This is a genomic window from Nitrosococcus halophilus Nc 4 (assembly GCF_000024725.1).
GTDB classification, from domain to species: domain Bacteria; phylum Pseudomonadota; class Gammaproteobacteria; order Nitrosococcales; family Nitrosococcaceae; genus Nitrosococcus; species Nitrosococcus halophilus.
In genome coordinates, this window is record NC_013960.1 from 3,901,853 (window position 1) to 3,917,378 (window position 15,526).

Here is a 15,526-nt window from a genome sequence, read left to right on the forward strand (position 1 = left end):
TTTAGCTAATCGTATATTTATACGTCTCTTAGCTTGACTTTGCCGTAATCCCTTAATCTATTTCACTGACATTAACATGAATCATGAAACCAAAGGACTGATTTTAGGCTTTCTCGGAGTGACTGCATTTGGGTTGACTCTGCCTGCCACACGCTTTGTGGTGCCTTATTTTGATCCCCTATTTATTGGTTTAGGACGAGCAGTTGTTGCCGCTTTAGTTGCAGGAGTCTTGCTCTTACTGGCAAAGGAAACTGTTCCTCATAAAAAGCAAATCATACAGCTCATTATTGTCGCCCTAGGAGTAGTTATCGGATTCCCTGTTCTATCGGCCTGGGCAATGCAAACTGTACCTGCTTCCCATGGTGGCGTAGTTTTAGGCATTCTACCCTTAACAACAGCGATTGTCGGCGTATTGATATCAAGGGAAAAGCCATCCCTAGGCTTCTGGACTTCAGGGATCCTTGGTGCTACCTTGGTGGTGACCTATTCCCTTTTCCGGGGAGTAGGGGATTTTTTATGGGGAGACCTCGCTTTGCTTGGCGCCGTTATTGCCGCTGGCATAGGCTACGCCGTAGGGGGAAAGCTCTCTAGAGAAATAGGGGGCTGGAAAGTCATTTGCTGGGCATTAGTACTCTCCTTACCTATTATCTTAGTTCCAGCAATAATGAAAGCTCCCCAGGAAATATATGAATTTCCCAGTAAAGTATGGATAAGTTTCTTATATCTAGCGTTGGTGAGCCAATTGTTCGGCTTTTTTCTATGGAATAAGGGCCTTGCCCTTGGCGGAATCGCGCGTGTAAGCCAAACTCAATTAGTTCAACCTTTCATCACAATTACTGCCTCAGTAATGTTAATTGGGGAAACCATGGATATGGCCACGATCATCTTTGCTTTATTAGTCGTTGTAACAGTGGCATTTAACCGAAAAATGCCGATCTATAAGAAACCTAATTAAAGTTTCTTAGAAACTCAAACGATAAATGCTCAATATTCTGATGGGTTTCAATATTCCCTTGACTGTCAAACTGAGCCCCCTCCAATGTATAAAAATAATTACTGTGCCGGAGATTCTGGAGGTGACGGGAGTTCAAGAGGATTTTTTAGCGATTCTGCTGATACCAGCGGTTGCGGTTCAAGTTGTGGTGGAGGCCGCGGCGGCGATTAAGCACTCAAAAATATCTTTATCAATCAATTACCGCAGGCTTTTCAATCACTGCAGGAAAGGAATGGATAAAACCTTCTCCTACACCCTTAAAAGCACCTATTCCAAGCCCTACCATTCCACCTAAAATATGGCCGAACACAGGAACTTTATCCCCCGCAGAACGTCCCCACTCTTTTGCGCTTAACCCTCCTTCTTCAATAATATTGATGGGCCAACGGGCTCCCATGTTACCGACAAACTCAAGAGGTTCACAAAGTATCCTTAAGAACAAATTTACCTCAGAACATTCTAAGTAATTCCTTGAGTCCACATCCCATCGGGCAAGACCCCGATCCTCAAGCATATCGGCCAATGGAGCCGTAGAAAATAATAGCAACACCAAGGCTAACAATTTCAATTTCATAACTCACCTTAAAAGTACAGACTCCGATCACCCGATCAGAAAATTTTTTCAACAAGAGAAATTTTCTATTAGATGTAATTTATTCGCTTAATTTGACCGGGAGATCGGAGCATTTACATGAAAAATGATATGGATTATAAATTAATCTTTATCCTTCTCTTCTTCTTTTTCTTCGTTCTCTTCTTTTTCTTCTTCTTTTTTATCTTTTGCTTTTGCCGCGCTTGAGCTTCTAAAGCGATAAATAGCATAACCGAGCGCAGCGAGTATCAAGAGACCAAAAATAATGGGCAACATACGCCGCACTAAAGGTATCTCTTCTTCTATACCTACTCGAATGGGGATACTGATTTCTTCCCCCTCTATGGTCAGGATAGCGGCGTAGAGGCCTCGCTTGTCAAAATCCACCCGTGTTTCTATCAAACCAGCACGGTATTTTTTTTCAGGAGCTTGTACAAGTGTGCGTGTTTCCATGACATTGCCCGGCTTTTCACCCGTAGCGATTTCTACAATTCGAAGAGCGACTGGCCGGCTTCTGGTATAACGGTCCATAAGATCAATGGTAATAAGGGTTATGCCGGTGATGGGTAGATCATGGCAAAAACGTTCAAATTCCAGCTTCCGCTTTCCCTCTTCTTCTTCCTCTTTTTCTATGTCCACTTGCTGATAAGCAGTAAAGTGCACCATAAACCCCTTAGCCTTTGTCACGCAAGGTATTCCTACCTCAGGAGCCTGTACCGGATCCTCCTCCTGCGCCCACCCGAAAGGGGTGCAAAAAAGAACAGCTACGATAAGAAAAAAAACATTCTGCGATAATTTTTTCATTACTTTATTCATTGTTACTCCTGCCTTTCCAACCTGCCACCCCCTTTGGAGCAGGAGAGCAGGTGGATTATTTTTGGGTCAAATTATAATTAAACCTCATCATTGCGATATGGCTGTAAGTCGATACGCTCTTTCAATTTAGGTACCTGTTTACCATTTATTTCCCCATCTGCCTTTGATAACTGACCCACGTTGTGGCGTTGACCTCTTGGCTATACCACACCTTCTCTAAGGAACCCTCCCTTGTAAGCCCTTACTTGATGAAGCTAGGGTTTTTATATCCCCTAACGAGAACATGGACATTTCGCCAAGGCAGAACTTCCAATAATAAGTCAGATCTTTTTTGGGTACCATATCATCCCCTGTATACTAGAGGAGTTGAATAGCTGAAATAGGGTAATTTTCGCGACTATAGTTAAGCAATTAAGATATTGACTAAAAGGGGAAAAGGATGCATAAAGACCTTGCAGGCAAACGTGTTCTCGTCACTGGGGCTTCGGGCGGACTGGGTGCCGCTATAGCCAAAGCCTTTGGGGGCCAAGGTTGCCGCGTTCTAGTCCATTACCGCACCCGAGAACAAGGGGCGGATCAGACAGTTAGAGCGATCCAGCAAGCAGGAGGCACCGCCCTTCAATACCCTGCTGATTTGCGATCAGAAAAAGCCATTGAGAAGCTGGTTAATTTCATTGTCGAAACCTGGAATGGCATCGACGTGTTAGTCAACAATGCCGGCGTAGTATTAAAGGCCAGCGCGCTCGATGCGGGTGCGACCTACTGGGATGATAGCCTCAATGTGAACCTTCGAGCCCCCTATCTCCTTAGCCGCCAGGTAGCAAACCAAATGATTAAAGAAGGGGTTGAGGGTGTTATCCTTAATAATTCCAGCATTCATGCCACCAAGAGCGTCCCCTACTTCAGCGCCTATGCAGCCTCTAAAGCGGGCCTAGAGGCCATGAGCCGAGTCATGGCGTTAGAATGGGCACCCTATCACATCCGCGTTAACTGTATTGCACCAGGGGTAGTGCCGGTAGAGCGGACGCAGGAAACCTTACGAGCCCAACAGGACAACTGGATGCCCCATATTCCTGCAGGGCGTTTTGGACGGCCACAAGATATTGCGGAAATGGCGGTCTATCTCTGCAGCAAAGCGGCCGATTGGGTCACCGGTCAATCTTTCGTAGTGGATGGCGGTATGTTAGCGAGAATGGACATGCCGCGCCGCCCACAGCCCCCCCTTCCGCCGCTACCAGACCCTATTGCATAGCCGGCTTCTATATTTGAGTCTTGTTTCAAAGGGCTCAACCCTGCTCCGGCCCTTGGAGAGTGACTCCTTCGATGGCGGCACTTAGTTTCTCGGCCATTCCCTCACCCCCTAGTTTTACCATTAGGCGCACTTCATTGGCCGAATCAGCATTGCGGAGTGCATCTTCGTAACTAATGGCCCCTTCTTTATGCAATTGATAAACGGCCCTATCAAAACTTTGCATCCCTTGTTCGGTCGAGCGTTTCATCAAGTCCTTGATGCCGATGACATCTCCCTTATAAATAAGCTCAGCAACCAGTGGCGTATTAATGAGGATTTCTACTGCTGCCCGCCGCCCCTGACCATCCGTGGTCGGAATCAGGCGCTGGGCGACCACCGCCTTAAGGTTCAGAGAAAGATCCAACAACAATTGCTGGCGTCGATCTTCAGGAAAGAAATTGATAATGCGCTCTAAGGCTTGATTGGCATTATTGGCATGGAGCGTGGATAAACACAGATGACCGGTCTCGGCAAAGGCCATCGCATATTCCATGGTTTCCCGACTCCGAATCTCGCCAATCAGGATCACATCTGGGGCCTGCCGTAGGGTATTCTTAAGGGCCACCTCGTAAGACTGGGTATCGATACCCACTTCCCGCTGGGTGATGATACAGTCTTCATGCTCATGAATATATTCGATGGGATCTTCAATAGTTACAATATGGCCCTTGCTGTTGCGATTACGGTAACCTACCATGGCAGCAAGGGAAGTGGATTTACCTGATCCTGTTCCCCCTACGAAGATCACCATGCCACGGCTAATCATAGTGAGCTGACGTAGTGTGGTGGGCAAATGAAGTTGCTCAAAGCTGGGGATCTCCGTCTTGATGCGGCGTAGCACCATGCCTGCACTACTCCGCTGATAGAAGGCATTAACACGGAACCGGCCGAGATTTTCTCTGCTAAGGGCAAAATTTCCCTCATGGGTTTGGTTAAACTCCTCCTGCTGCTGGGGAGTCATCGCCTTGAACACTAACTCTTTTGCTTGGCTCTCTGACAAAGACCGCTGGCTTGTCGGTGTAACTTTACCGTGGATCTTGAAACTAGGAGGAAATCCTGCCGTAATAAAGAGATCTGAGGCATCATGCTTGACCATGGCCTGCAGCAGAATCTCTAGGTCAACTGCTAGATCTTTCATGGGTTACCCTAGCGGAAAAGTTCTTTGCTTACTGCTTTCTTGACTGCCTCCTGTTTGGTCACCACATTGCGGCGGGTCAACTCTAACAGGCACTGATCCAAGGTTTGCATGCCTGCTCCTTGGCCCGTCTGGATAGCAGAATACATTTGGGGGATTTTATCTTCACGAATGAGGTTGCGGATGGCTGGAGTGCCAATCATGATCTCGTGGGCCGCAACCCGACCACCGCCAAATTTTTTAAGGAGGGTCTGAGAAATGACCGCCCGCAAGGATTCGGAGAGCATTGAGCGCACCATATCTTTCTCCGCCGCAGGGAATACATCGATGATACGGTCAATAGTCTTTGCCGCAGAACTGGTATGCAAGGTGCCAAAAACCAGGTGGCCTGTCTCAGCCGCCGTTAAGGCGAGACGAATGGTTTCCAGATCCCGCATCTCACCCACTAGGATGATGTCAGGATCTTCACGTAATGCCGAGCGTAGCGCTTCGCTAAAACCATGGGTATCCCGATGAACTTCACGTTGATTAACAAGGCTTTTTTTGCTTTCATGAACGAATTCAATAGGATCTTCGATAGTTAAAATGTGGGCAAAATCATTCTCGTTTTTATAATTAACCATGGCCGCTAAGGTGGTTGATTTTCCGGAGCCGGTAGGTCCAGTCACCAACACAATCCCCCGAGGATGGTTGGCGATATCCTTAAACACAGCGGGGGCATCCAGCTCCTCGAGGGTCAGTACCTGGGAGGGAATGGTGCGGAATACTGCCGCTGCCCCACGGTTTTGATTGAAGGCATTGACGCGGAAACGGGCTAATCCAGGGATCTCGAAGGAAAAATCGGTTTCAAGAAATTCTTCATAACCCTTACGCTGCTTGTCATTCATAATATCGTAAATCATGGCGTGGACTTCCTTGTGCTCCATGGGTGGTAAATTGATCCGGCGGACGTCGCCATCTACCCGGATCATCGGAGGGAGTCCAGCAGAGATATGTAAGTCAGAGGCAGAATTCTTGACACTAAAGGCAAGCAGTTCGGCGATATCCATAGATTTCCTCAGATGGTTTCCGCAGTATTGATGGAGTATCTTATTTCGTTGGGAATATCGGCTAGGCTTAGCCAAACTTAAAATGACTAGACGTTCGCGAGGAGGCGACAAATACAAAACATGACCCAGATCGCACAGCAATTAGCTCAAGTTCAGACCCGCATTGCCGAAGCTGAGCAGCGTTTTGGCCGCCCAGCAGGAAGCGTTACCCTCGTAGCAGCCACCAAGACCTGCTCAGTTTCCGCCATTCGGGCTGCAATAGCCTGCGGACAACGTGCTTTTGGAGAAAATTATCTGCAAGAGGCCTTGCCAAAAATTAAAGAGTTGGAATCGGAAAATTTGGAATGGCACTTCATTGGTCCTATTCAATCCAACAAAACCCGGGATATCGCCGCCCACTTTGATTGGGTTCACAGCGTTGACCGCTTAAAAGTCGCCCAGCGCCTCAACCAACAACGGCCGCCGGAACTGCCGCCCCTTAATGTCTGTTTACAGGTGAATATTAGTGGCGAGGATTCCAAATCTGGCACCACTCCCGAAGAACTTACCGAGCTAGCCAAAGCAGTCGCTGAAATGCCCCGGCTTTCATTGCGAGGCCTAATGACTCTGCCCCCTCTTAATTCTGACTTTGAAGCGCAACGCCAGCCTTTTCGCGCCTTACACCAATTATGGCAGGAGCTTCGCCAGGGGGGGCTAAAGCTAGACACCCTCTCCATCGGCATGACCGACGATCTAGAAGCCGCCATTGCGGAAGGCGCCACTTTGGTTCGGGTCGGTGCAGCGATATTTGGTCGCCGGCCGCCAAAAGACGCTTAAACCGGCCGGTTCCATTAAAACCCTGCTGCAACATTCAGCTTAACCCCCATTATGAGGTAAACTCAGGATTTGGAATGGAGCTAAAAGTGAAGCCATGAATGAAAAAACCCTTGCTTTTATCGGTGGCGGCAACATGGCAACCAGTCTCATCGGTGGCCTGATTGCCGATGGCCGCAATGCCCAGACTATTTGGGTCGCTGATCCGGATCGGAGCAAGCTAGATGCCCTCCATCACCGCTTCAGCGTCAACACCACCCCCGATAATCTTCAGGCCGCTCAAGAAGCGGAAGTGGTTGTCCTGGCAGTCAAACCCCAACAGTTGAGGACGGTGGCCACCGGACTCAAAAGCGTGGTCACATCCTCCCAGCCCCTTTGGCTCACGATTGCTGCGGGAATCCGGATCCCGGATTTAGAGCGCTGGCTCGGTGGTCCGGCACCCATCGTGCGCGCAATGCCTAACACCCCGGCGTTAGTTCAAGCAGGCGCTACAGCTTTATTCGCCAATGCTCAAACTAACCCCCAGCAACGGCAAATGGCAGAATCCGTACTACGAGCGGTGGGACTCACCTTATGGCTGAAGGATGAAAATCTCATGGAAGTGGTCACCGCCCTATCGGGCAGCGGTCCTGCCTATTTTTTCCTAGTCATGGAGGCGATGGAAAAAGCCGCTATCGATTTAGGCCTGGACGACAGCACTGCCCGTTTGTTGACTCTCGAAACCGCCTTCGGAGCCGCTAAAATGGCTTTGGAAAGTGAAGAAGACAGTATCCGCCTCCGACAGCGGGTCACCTCGCCGGGGGGGACCACCGAGCGAGCCATTACCGCCTTAGAAGAAGCCAACATCCGGGAAGCGTTTGCTCATGCCTTGCGTGCTGCCCGTGACCGTACCCGAGAACTAGCCGAGGAACTTGGAACCGATCATGCCTAGCGATTATCTCTCCACCCCGCTCATTTTTCTGGTTAATACCCTTTTTAGCCTTTATATTCTAGCGGTAATGCTGCGCCTGCTCCTGCAATGGGTACGGGCTGATTTCCATAATCCCTTGGCAAAGTTTCTGATCACGATTACCCAGCCACTGCTCCGTCCCCTGCGCCGTTTTATACCCCCTATCGGCAACCTAGATACGGCTTCCCTCTTCCTACTCTTGGTACTCACGATGGTTAAACTCGCCATCATCTCAAGTTTAGCCGTAAAAGTCCCCGCCATATCCATACTGGCATGGGCAAGCATCGGCGACCTCATCAGTCTAACGTTCGATATCCTCAAGATTGCCATCTTAATCCAGGTGATCTTAAGCTGGGTAGCGCCCACCAGCTACAACCCGGCGACCATACTGCTATACCATCTCACCGAACCGCTGTTACGGCCGGCCCGGAATTTAGTACCGCCCATCGGCGGCTTAGATCTCTCACCACTAGTGGTTCTGATTGGTCTACAAATGGCTTCCATGCTTATCGAGCCCTGGTTTCCCCGCATCATCTGATTGCCCATGGCCATTCCTTGGTATCATTGGGAACAGGATGCTCTGATTATCCAAATACGGCTCCAACCACGGGCTAGTTGCGACGAAATTATTGGTCCCCATGGGGACCGGCTAAAAGTTCGAATCACGGCTCCCCCCGTGGAAGGTAAAGCCAATGCTGACTTGATCCGCTTTCTTGCCAAAACCTTCCGGGTCAGCAAAAGCCAAGTCCGCCTGCTCTCAGGAGCCACTGGCCGAGACAAACGGGTGTGCATTGAAAAACCCGCTAAATTATTGCCGGGCATGGCTCCCCCTAAGAGTAAGGCTGAAGGATAGGGTTGGATAAACGGGCCGAGAAAGGCTATCCAAGAACCTAAGTCATAACCAAGACTGAAAGCGGCGCAACAAAAGTAGCCCTGGAATTGCAATCAAGGCACAGCAAGAAAAAAACGGCACCCACCCAAAGCTCTCGGCGAAAAAACCGGTTGGGGCCGCAACAATCACACGGGGAATCCCCATTAGGCTAGAAAGCAAAGCATACTGGGTGGCCGTGAATTTCCTATTGGTCAAGCTCGCCATGAATGCCATGTAGGCAGCCGTCCCCATGCCACCGCTTAAATTCTCAAAGACGATGACGGCAGCAAGGCCTAGCAAGCTATAACCATAAATTCCCAGCACCGCAAAACCAGCAGTAGAAATTCCTTGGAGCAAACCAAATGCCCATAGTGCCCGGTAGATCCCTAGCCGCAGCATGACACCTCCCCCTATCAAGCCTCCCACAATAGTGGCCCAAAACCCAAACCCCTTGACAAGTGCGCCGATCTCAGTCTTGGAATAGCCTAAGTCAAGATAGAAGGGAATCGTCATGTGACTAGCCATCGTATCGCCGATCTTATAAAGCAGGATAAAAAGCAGAATCAAGAAGGCATCAGGGCGACGAAAATACTCCAAAAAAGGCGCTATGACCGCCTCACGGAGTGTCTTAGGCAGATTAGCGGAAGTCCCGGGCTCTGGAGCCAACAGGGTTGTGAAGACACCGCTTAACATCACCAGGGCCAGCAACTGATAAACCTGAGGAAAAGGCAGATAATCGGCAAGAATTAATCCTCCGCCAGAGGCCAGCAGCATCCCCAACCGGTAACCATTGACGTAAAAAGAGGACCCTAAGCCCAACTCATGGTCAGCCAAGCTTTCCCGGCGATAAGCGTCTATAACGATATCTTGAGTAGCAGAAAAAAAGGTCACCAGCAGAGCAGCACCAGCAACGCTCAAGGGACTGATAGCCGGCTCGGTGAGCCCAAGTCCAATCAGGGCAAGGATAAGCCCCACCTGCACCCGCAACAGCCACCCCCGACGGCGGCCCATGCGACCCAATGAATAGCGATCCAAAAAGGGAGCCCATAGAAACTTAAGCGTATAGGGCAACCCCACCAGGGCAAATAAACCAATGGTCCCTAAATCCACCCCTTCCTCTTGCATCCAGGCCTGCAATACCGACCCTGTAAGCAAAAGAGGCAGACCACTGGAAAATCCCATCAGAAAAACCACCAGCATGCGCCCTGAAAAAATAACGCGCAGGTACTCCTGCCTTGTTTTAATCAAGTAGAGGCGCCCTTAACGTTTATCATCAACTGGGGGTATCCTCACAAAAAGGCGCTCACAATCTGGGTTTCCTAAGGACATGCTGCCCCGCTACAATAATGAATTTTTGGTCACGAGGTACCAATGAAGGACTATCAAAATGAGTTTATTGAGTTTGCAATCGAAAAGGGAGTATTACGCTTTGGAGAATTTACCCTAAAGTCCGGCCGGGTGAGCCCCTATTTTTTCAATAGCGGGTTGTTCAACAGCGGCGCCAGCTTAGCACGGCTTGGTCGATTCTACGCCCACGCCATCTCCGATTCAGGGATTGCTTTTGAGGTCTTATTTGGACCCGCTTATAAAGGCATCCCCTTAGTGGCGGCCACGGCCATCGCCTTGATGGAACAACACGGGCGAGACGTAGGGTACGCTTTCAACCGCAAAGAGGTCAAGGATCATGGGGAAGGAGGCAATGTGGTGGGAGCTCCCCTTGAAGGCCAGCGGGTTTTGATCGTCGATGACGTTATTTCCGCCGGCACTTCAGTGCAAGAATCAGTCACCATTATTCATGCTGCAGGTGCCATCCCTGCTGGCGTGGTGATCTCCCTAGACCGCCAGGAACGAGGCCAAGGGAAACAATCTGCGGTCCAAGAGGTGGAAGCTCAACACGGTATCCCAGTAGTGAGTATCACCCGCTTAGACCATTTGATCTGGCATCTAGAAGGAAAGCCTGCAATGGAGAAACATCTCAATCAAATGCAAGCTTACAAAAAACAATACGGCGTAGAGACGGTTTTTACCCTATAACCAATTTAAAGCCAACCAGTAAAGTGACTATTTCAAAGCTTCGCTTAATCCAACGGTTACCTTTGACAATAGCAAGGTGGGCCCCTAAATACCCACCCAGCAGAGACCCCAACAGCAAGGCCGGCAACCAGGACCACTGGATACTCCCCAGCCATCCCAGCGTTAGGGCTCCCGTCCCATTCCAGAACAGCCCCACCAATACCAAAGTGTAAGCCACTGCCCGCTTATAGTCTAAGCCAAACCATCTGACCAGCCAGAGAGTGACGAATAGACCAGTGCCTGAGGTCAAGGAACCGTTCAATACGCCGATTAGGAATAAAATGCCGCCACCGACTAAATACCCCTGCCAGTGACGGTTTAGGAGGTGGGAGTTTTGCCCCAGATTCGGTTTGAGCAGGGAATAAGTACCTAACCCCAGGGTTAGGCAACCGAGAGCAAGCTCCGCTGTACGGTCAGGAATCTTGAGAATCACATTGGCTCCAAAGACTACCCCGGGTAGACCACAAGCCAGGATAAAGAGGGCAAAGCGCTGCTCTAAGGTATTTTCTCTCAAGTGTCGGAGAGTCGCGCCGATACCTAAGGCGACGGATGCCACCTTATGGGTTGCCAAGGCGATACCAAATGGCAAACCCAGGAAAATGAGCGCTGGCAACTGCACTAGCCCTGCCCCTCCCCCACTAAAGGCTGAAAACAAATTGGCGAGCAGGGAAATCAGAAATAAAGCACTTTGATCAAACCAATGCATTGTGGCGAACGGTCAAGTTAATGGATTTCATTTAATTGTCCTATGCCCAAAGTAAGCAACGTTATCCAGATTCGATTCCTACCAGGCGTTTTGAGCTTGACTGTCCTCTGCCATTTTGGCCCTTCAGTTTATGGGGGAGAGCTTTACCGCTACCTTGATGAAAGCGGGACTCAGGTGCTCAGCGGTCATCTCCCCCCAGAAGCAACCCAGGGAGGGTATGAGGTTATCAATGACCAGACGATGGTGGTGATTAAGCGCGTCCCCCCAGCGAAGACTAAAAAGCAACTTGCTGAGGAAGCACGCCTCGCCAAAATCGAGGCTGAAAAGCAGCGGCGGGCCCAAGAACAAGCAAACTATGATCGTATTCTCCTAGCGACCTTTAGCTCCGAAACCGATCTGCTACGAATCCGAGACAGCCAGCTCGAAGCCATCGAAGGGTTAATCAAACTCGCTCAGGGCAAAATAAGAACGCTGCGACAGGCACTGATTGAATACCAAAACCAAGCTGCTCATTTAGAGCGTAACGGCCAGCCCCTTCCGCAACCATTGCTTAATAATATCCAAACCGCCAAAACCCGTTTAATGAATAACCAGCGCTATATTGCCAAGAAACGCCAAGAACAAGACGCTATTCGGCAAAAATTTGCTAAAGATCTTAAACGCTTTAGGGAACTTAGGTAGTTCACCTCCCCCTAGGAACCCCCAGCCCGGACCAGATGGCTACGGGTGACAACTTTGGGGCCCACCACCCTGACGAATGAGGGTACCCACCCCTTCGTCTGTAAAGAGTTCTAAAATCACCGCATGTTCGACCCGACCATCGATAATATGAGCCGACTTTACCCCCCTATCTACGGCCTCAAGAGCGCATTGTACTTTCGGCAACATCCCACCTGATATCGTCCCATCTGCAATCAAGCTCTGGACTTGGGCGGCATCAAGACCTGTCAATAATTTCCCCTCTTTATCCAAGAGACCAGCCGTATTAGTGAGCAAAATTAATTTCTCAGCTCTCAAAGTTTCCGCCAGTTTCCCCGCGACCAAGTCCGCATTAATATTATAAGATTGGCCATCTTCCCCCACCCCAATAGGGGCGATTACCGGAATAAAATCGCTCTGAACCAACATATCCACGATGCGGGTATTGATTTGCTTCACCTTACCCACATGCCCGATATCAATAATTTCGGGCACATTGACGGTCGGATCCTCCTGATCCCGGGTCAAACGTAACTTTTCCGCATAGATTAGGGCGCCATCCTTGCCGGTCAGGCCCACGGCGCGCCCTCCATGCCGGTTAATAAGATTCACGATTTCCTTATTAACCTGTCCTCCAAGGACCATCTCCACTACGTCCATGGTTTCTTTGTCCGTGACCCGCATACCCTGGACAAACTCACTCTGCTTACCGATGCGCTCTAGCAAGCGCCCAATCTGCGGCCCCCCTCCATGGACCACCACCGGGTTAATCCCCACGAGCTTCATTAGGACCACATCACGGGAAAAGCCATTTTTGAGATCGTCATCCACCATGGCATTACCGCCATATTTGATGACCACCGTCTTTCCTGCAAAACGCCGGATATAGGGAAGGGACTCCGTCAGCACCCGGGCAATATTCATGGCACGATCAGCGGTTAAAGTCATAATTCGACAACTTCCAAAATTTCGAGCTAACGCCTTCGTTTAAAACGGCAGTGCTAGGCTAGGGTCAACTTCTAGCAGCAAGCGCCTAAAAGTGTCTTTAATGCACTCTAAAGCCTCGCCATCATTGGCTTCGAAACGTAACACCAGGCAAGGGGTGGTGTTAGAAGGACGGACCAGGCCCCAACCCTCCTCAAAATCCACCCGCAGCCCATCAATGGTAGTCACGGCAGCATCTGGGAACTGGGCTTGGTGTAATAATCTTTCCATAAATCGAAAATGTTCCCCCTCGGCCATCTCTACCCGTAACTCCGGCGTACTGACCGCTTCTGGCAAGGCAGCAAATACTTCCCCCGAAGTCCGGGTATCGGCCGCTAAAATCTCCAATAGCCGAGCCCCGGCATAGAGGGCATCGTCAAACCCAAACCAGCGTTCCTTGAAAAAGAGATGGCCGCTCATTTCACCCGCCAAAAGGGCACCGGTCTCTCTCATCTTAGCCTTGATAAGGGAGTGCCCGGTTTTCCACATCAGCGGACTCCCCCCATATTCGGTGATGATCTGATCTAAGTGGCGAGAGCATTTAATGTCGTAAAGGATGGTGGCTCCTGGATGCCGGGAGAGGACATCCATCGCATAGAGCATGAGCTGGCGATCGGGCCAAATAATGCGGCCCTGGGAATCAATAACCCCTAAACGATCTCCATCCCCATCGAAGGCTAGCCCTAAATCGGCTCCCTCTTCCTTTACCTTGTTGATGAGATCCTCTAAATTCTCTGATTGGCTAGGATCGGGATGGTGGTGGGGGAATTGGCCATCAATCTCGCAATACAATTCGATGACCTCGCTGCCGAGAGCCCGAAAGAGACGGGGGGCCACCTCGCCGGCGGCCCCATTCCCACAATCCACTACAATTTTCAGGGGGCGAATGAGTTTTACATCACTGGTTACCCGCTCAATGTAATCAGGCACCACATCCACCGCCTGCAAATCTCCTGTACCGCTGGTGTAATCCCCCGACTCGATTCGGCGCCGCAGCGCCTGAATGGCATCTAGCGCAAGCGTCTCACCACGAAGCATGATTTTCATGCCGTTATAGTTAGGGGGATTATGGCTCCCTGTTAGCATCACCCCTGAACCCGTACTCAGATATTGAGTCGCGAAATACAATAGGGGAGTCGGCACCACGCCAATATTAACCACCTCTCGGCCGGTTGCCCGAAGCCCCTCAATGAGACTATGGGACAAATCCGGACCGGAGAGGCGACCATCCCGACCCACGATAATGTTTTGCTGACCCTGAGCGTGGGCCTCACTCCCAATGGCCCGCCCAATCTCATAAACGGTCTCCGAAGTGAGGGTCTCTCCCACCACGCCGCGAATGTCATAGGCTTTAAAAATAGAGGCGGCGATAGGACCGCCCTGCTTAGGAAGCTGTTCTTCCACCTTCATGCCCTCTGTTGCCTCAAAAACCACATCACTGATGGCATTGCCGCTAGAAGCCGCGGCAGGAACTACGGCTTCCCCTTCCCCCTGCTCTTCCGAGGTCATACGCTGAATAACGGCAACTGCCCCTTTAAAATCGGCTAAATGGACTTTATAGCGGTCCTGCGGCTGGCCTCTTTGGAGGTCACGGACCAGATTAACTAGCGTGATAAGATCGCCCCGCAAAAGATGGGCAAATACCCGGTCTCGGGCATAAAAAATAAGGCCTAATATTAGCAATCCAGCAGCCACTCCCCCCCAAAACATTAGGTGGGCGCTTTCACTTTCCCCTGGGGCGGATAACCAGTAGGCCAACTGCCAGCGACTTTCCTCAATAGGGATAAGCCCTTGGGGTGGATGACTCGCTAATTGCCCATTTCCATACCTGGCAAAGACCTGGCGCTGATTGGTGCCCTGGCGCAGCTCCAGATAACTGTCCGATAAACCTAACCGGCTTAGAACGTTTGCAAACACGCTGGGATCAAGGGCTAAGAAGAGAATTCCCGCCACCTCCCCATTCGGTGACGGGATGCGGTGGGCCATGGCCACATATTGCTCCGGGCGGCCTAGCAACTGCACCTCGGCAAGCGTTGCCCTGTCGCTGCTTTCTGCCGTTCGCAACAAGGCTAGCGTGGAGTAACTCAGTGGCGGCACCGATTGCTCATCGACATCACTTACCCCCGGGGGTAGCAGCCGAACCCGTACCGCCCCAGGGAAAGCATATCTCAATTCCCGTTCTTTGACCTGCAATAACCGCTTATCTCCCTCCTCGATTAAGCGCAGAAGGACAGGATTACGGGCCATGGAAGCAAGGGTTTGCCCATAAGCACGAATCTTCGCATGGACCGCCGCCGCTTGGCGTTGAACCTCCAACTGAATATGTTTACTGAGTTGCTGCTCAGAGGAAAGCAACCATTGTTGATAAAAAAGCAGCGCCAAACCCGCGAAGACTAACCCTGCGGCCAAAAAAGCGGCCAGAGTATAGTGCCCCAAGGCCTGCCCCTCTTTAGCCTGCTTTTGCCTGTTAAAGAAGGGAAACTTAACCGCCAAAGATTCCATCCCTTGTTTTATTAATTTTACTACTTAAATTTAAATTCAATTCTTGCCCCAA

At 50.4% G+C, this 15,526-nt stretch carries 16 protein-coding genes; 8 read left to right on the forward strand and 8 right to left on the reverse strand.

The genetic code is table 11. The annotated features are described in order from the left end of the window. Positions 1-76 precede the first annotated feature (76 nt). On the forward strand, positions 77-955 hold the full coding sequence (locus tag NHAL_RS18365; protein ID WP_013034651.1) for a DMT family transporter: 879 nt from the start codon (positions 77-79) through the stop codon (positions 953-955). 229 nt (positions 956-1,184) lie between these two features. Here NHAL_RS18365 and NHAL_RS18370 read toward each other — a convergent pair whose 3' ends face one another. Together NHAL_RS18370 and NHAL_RS18375 are read right to left on the reverse strand one after the other, a co-directional pair. Then, complete coding sequence (locus NHAL_RS18370) at positions 1,185-1,568, reverse strand: hypothetical protein (protein ID WP_013034652.1); 384 nt, start codon at positions 1,566-1,568, stop codon at positions 1,185-1,187. A gap of 141 nt (positions 1,569-1,709) precedes the next feature. Next, positions 1,710-2,402 carry a hypothetical protein gene (locus NHAL_RS18375; RefSeq protein WP_013034653.1) on the reverse strand — a complete coding sequence of 231 codons (693 nt, stop codon included), beginning with the start codon at positions 2,400-2,402 and terminating at the stop codon, positions 1,710-1,712. Between the two features lie 439 nt (positions 2,403-2,841). Between NHAL_RS18375 and NHAL_RS18380 the strand changes: the two genes are divergently transcribed. Further along, positions 2,842-3,654: an SDR family NAD(P)-dependent oxidoreductase gene (locus tag NHAL_RS18380; protein ID WP_013034654.1), complete on the forward strand. Its 813-nt coding sequence runs from the start codon at positions 2,842-2,844 to the stop codon at positions 3,652-3,654. A gap of 34 nt (positions 3,655-3,688) precedes the next feature. On the opposite strand, the gene NHAL_RS18385 is transcribed toward NHAL_RS18380, so the two are convergent. Together NHAL_RS18385 and NHAL_RS18390 are read right to left on the reverse strand one after the other, a co-directional pair. After that, positions 3,689-4,831 carry a PilT/PilU family type 4a pilus ATPase gene (locus tag NHAL_RS18385; protein ID WP_013034655.1) on the reverse strand — a complete coding sequence of 381 codons (1,143 nt, stop codon included), beginning with the start codon at positions 4,829-4,831 and terminating at the stop codon, positions 3,689-3,691. Positions 4,832-4,839: 8 nt separating this feature from the next. Next, entirely contained in the window at positions 4,840-5,877 is a 1,038-nt protein-coding gene (locus NHAL_RS18390) for a type IV pilus twitching motility protein PilT (RefSeq protein ID WP_013034656.1), read from the reverse strand. A gap of 120 nt (positions 5,878-5,997) precedes the next feature. Between NHAL_RS18390 and NHAL_RS18395 the strand changes: the two genes are divergently transcribed. The 4 genes from NHAL_RS18395 to NHAL_RS18410 all read left to right on the forward strand — a co-directional run bounded on the left by NHAL_RS18395 (position 5,998) and on the right by NHAL_RS18410 (position 8,492). After that, complete coding sequence (locus NHAL_RS18395; protein ID WP_013034657.1) at positions 5,998-6,693, forward strand: YggS family pyridoxal phosphate-dependent enzyme; 696 nt, start codon at positions 5,998-6,000, stop codon at positions 6,691-6,693. 94 nt (positions 6,694-6,787) lie between these two features. Then, positions 6,788-7,621 (forward strand): pyrroline-5-carboxylate reductase, encoded by an 834-nt coding sequence (gene proC / locus NHAL_RS18400; protein ID WP_013034658.1) that lies wholly within the window; start codon positions 6,788-6,790, stop codon positions 7,619-7,621. Continuing rightward, positions 7,614-8,177 carry a YggT family protein gene (locus NHAL_RS18405; RefSeq protein WP_013034659.1) on the forward strand — a complete coding sequence of 188 codons (564 nt, stop codon included), beginning with the start codon at positions 7,614-7,616 and terminating at the stop codon, positions 8,175-8,177. The genes proC and NHAL_RS18405 overlap by 8 nt, the downstream gene beginning before the upstream one ends. 6 nt (positions 8,178-8,183) lie before the next feature. Further along, on the forward strand, positions 8,184-8,492 hold the full coding sequence (locus NHAL_RS18410) for a DUF167 domain-containing protein (protein ID WP_013034660.1): 309 nt from the start codon (positions 8,184-8,186) through the stop codon (positions 8,490-8,492). A 42-nt stretch (positions 8,493-8,534) separates the two neighbouring features. On the opposite strand, the gene NHAL_RS18415 is transcribed toward NHAL_RS18410, so the two are convergent. Next, positions 8,535-9,758 (reverse strand): AmpG family muropeptide MFS transporter, encoded by a 1,224-nt coding sequence (locus NHAL_RS18415; protein WP_013034661.1) that lies wholly within the window; start codon positions 9,756-9,758, stop codon positions 8,535-8,537. 123 nt (positions 9,759-9,881) lie between these two features. On the opposite strand from NHAL_RS18415, the gene pyrE reads away from it, so the two are divergent. Continuing rightward, the gene (gene pyrE / locus NHAL_RS18420) at positions 9,882-10,544 is read left to right on the forward strand and encodes an orotate phosphoribosyltransferase (RefSeq protein WP_013034662.1); all 663 of its coding nucleotides are present in this window, start codon (positions 9,882-9,884) and stop codon (positions 10,542-10,544) included. Here pyrE and NHAL_RS18425 read toward each other — a convergent pair. After that, positions 10,534-11,289, reverse strand: coding sequence for a sulfite exporter TauE/SafE family protein (locus NHAL_RS18425; RefSeq protein ID WP_013034663.1), 756 nt, complete (start codon positions 11,287-11,289; stop codon positions 10,534-10,536). The two genes, pyrE and NHAL_RS18425, sit on opposite strands and share 11 nt — an antisense overlap. Positions 11,290-11,385: 96 nt before the next feature. On the opposite strand from NHAL_RS18425, the gene NHAL_RS18430 reads away from it, so the two are divergent. Next, positions 11,386-11,970, forward strand: coding sequence for a hypothetical protein (locus NHAL_RS18430; RefSeq protein WP_238985396.1), 585 nt, complete (start codon positions 11,386-11,388; stop codon positions 11,968-11,970). Between the two features lie 39 nt (positions 11,971-12,009). Here the strand turns inward: NHAL_RS18430 and argB are convergent, their stop codons facing one another. Together argB and NHAL_RS22305 are read right to left on the reverse strand one after the other, a co-directional pair. Then, positions 12,010-12,936 (reverse strand): acetylglutamate kinase, encoded by a 927-nt coding sequence (gene argB / locus NHAL_RS18435; RefSeq protein WP_013034665.1) that lies wholly within the window; start codon positions 12,934-12,936, stop codon positions 12,010-12,012. Positions 12,937-12,975: 39 nt separating this feature from the next. After that, positions 12,976-15,474 (reverse strand): phosphomannomutase/phosphoglucomutase, encoded by a 2,499-nt coding sequence (locus NHAL_RS22305; RefSeq protein ID WP_013034666.1) that lies wholly within the window; start codon positions 15,472-15,474, stop codon positions 12,976-12,978. Positions 15,475-15,526: the final 52 nt, after the last annotated feature.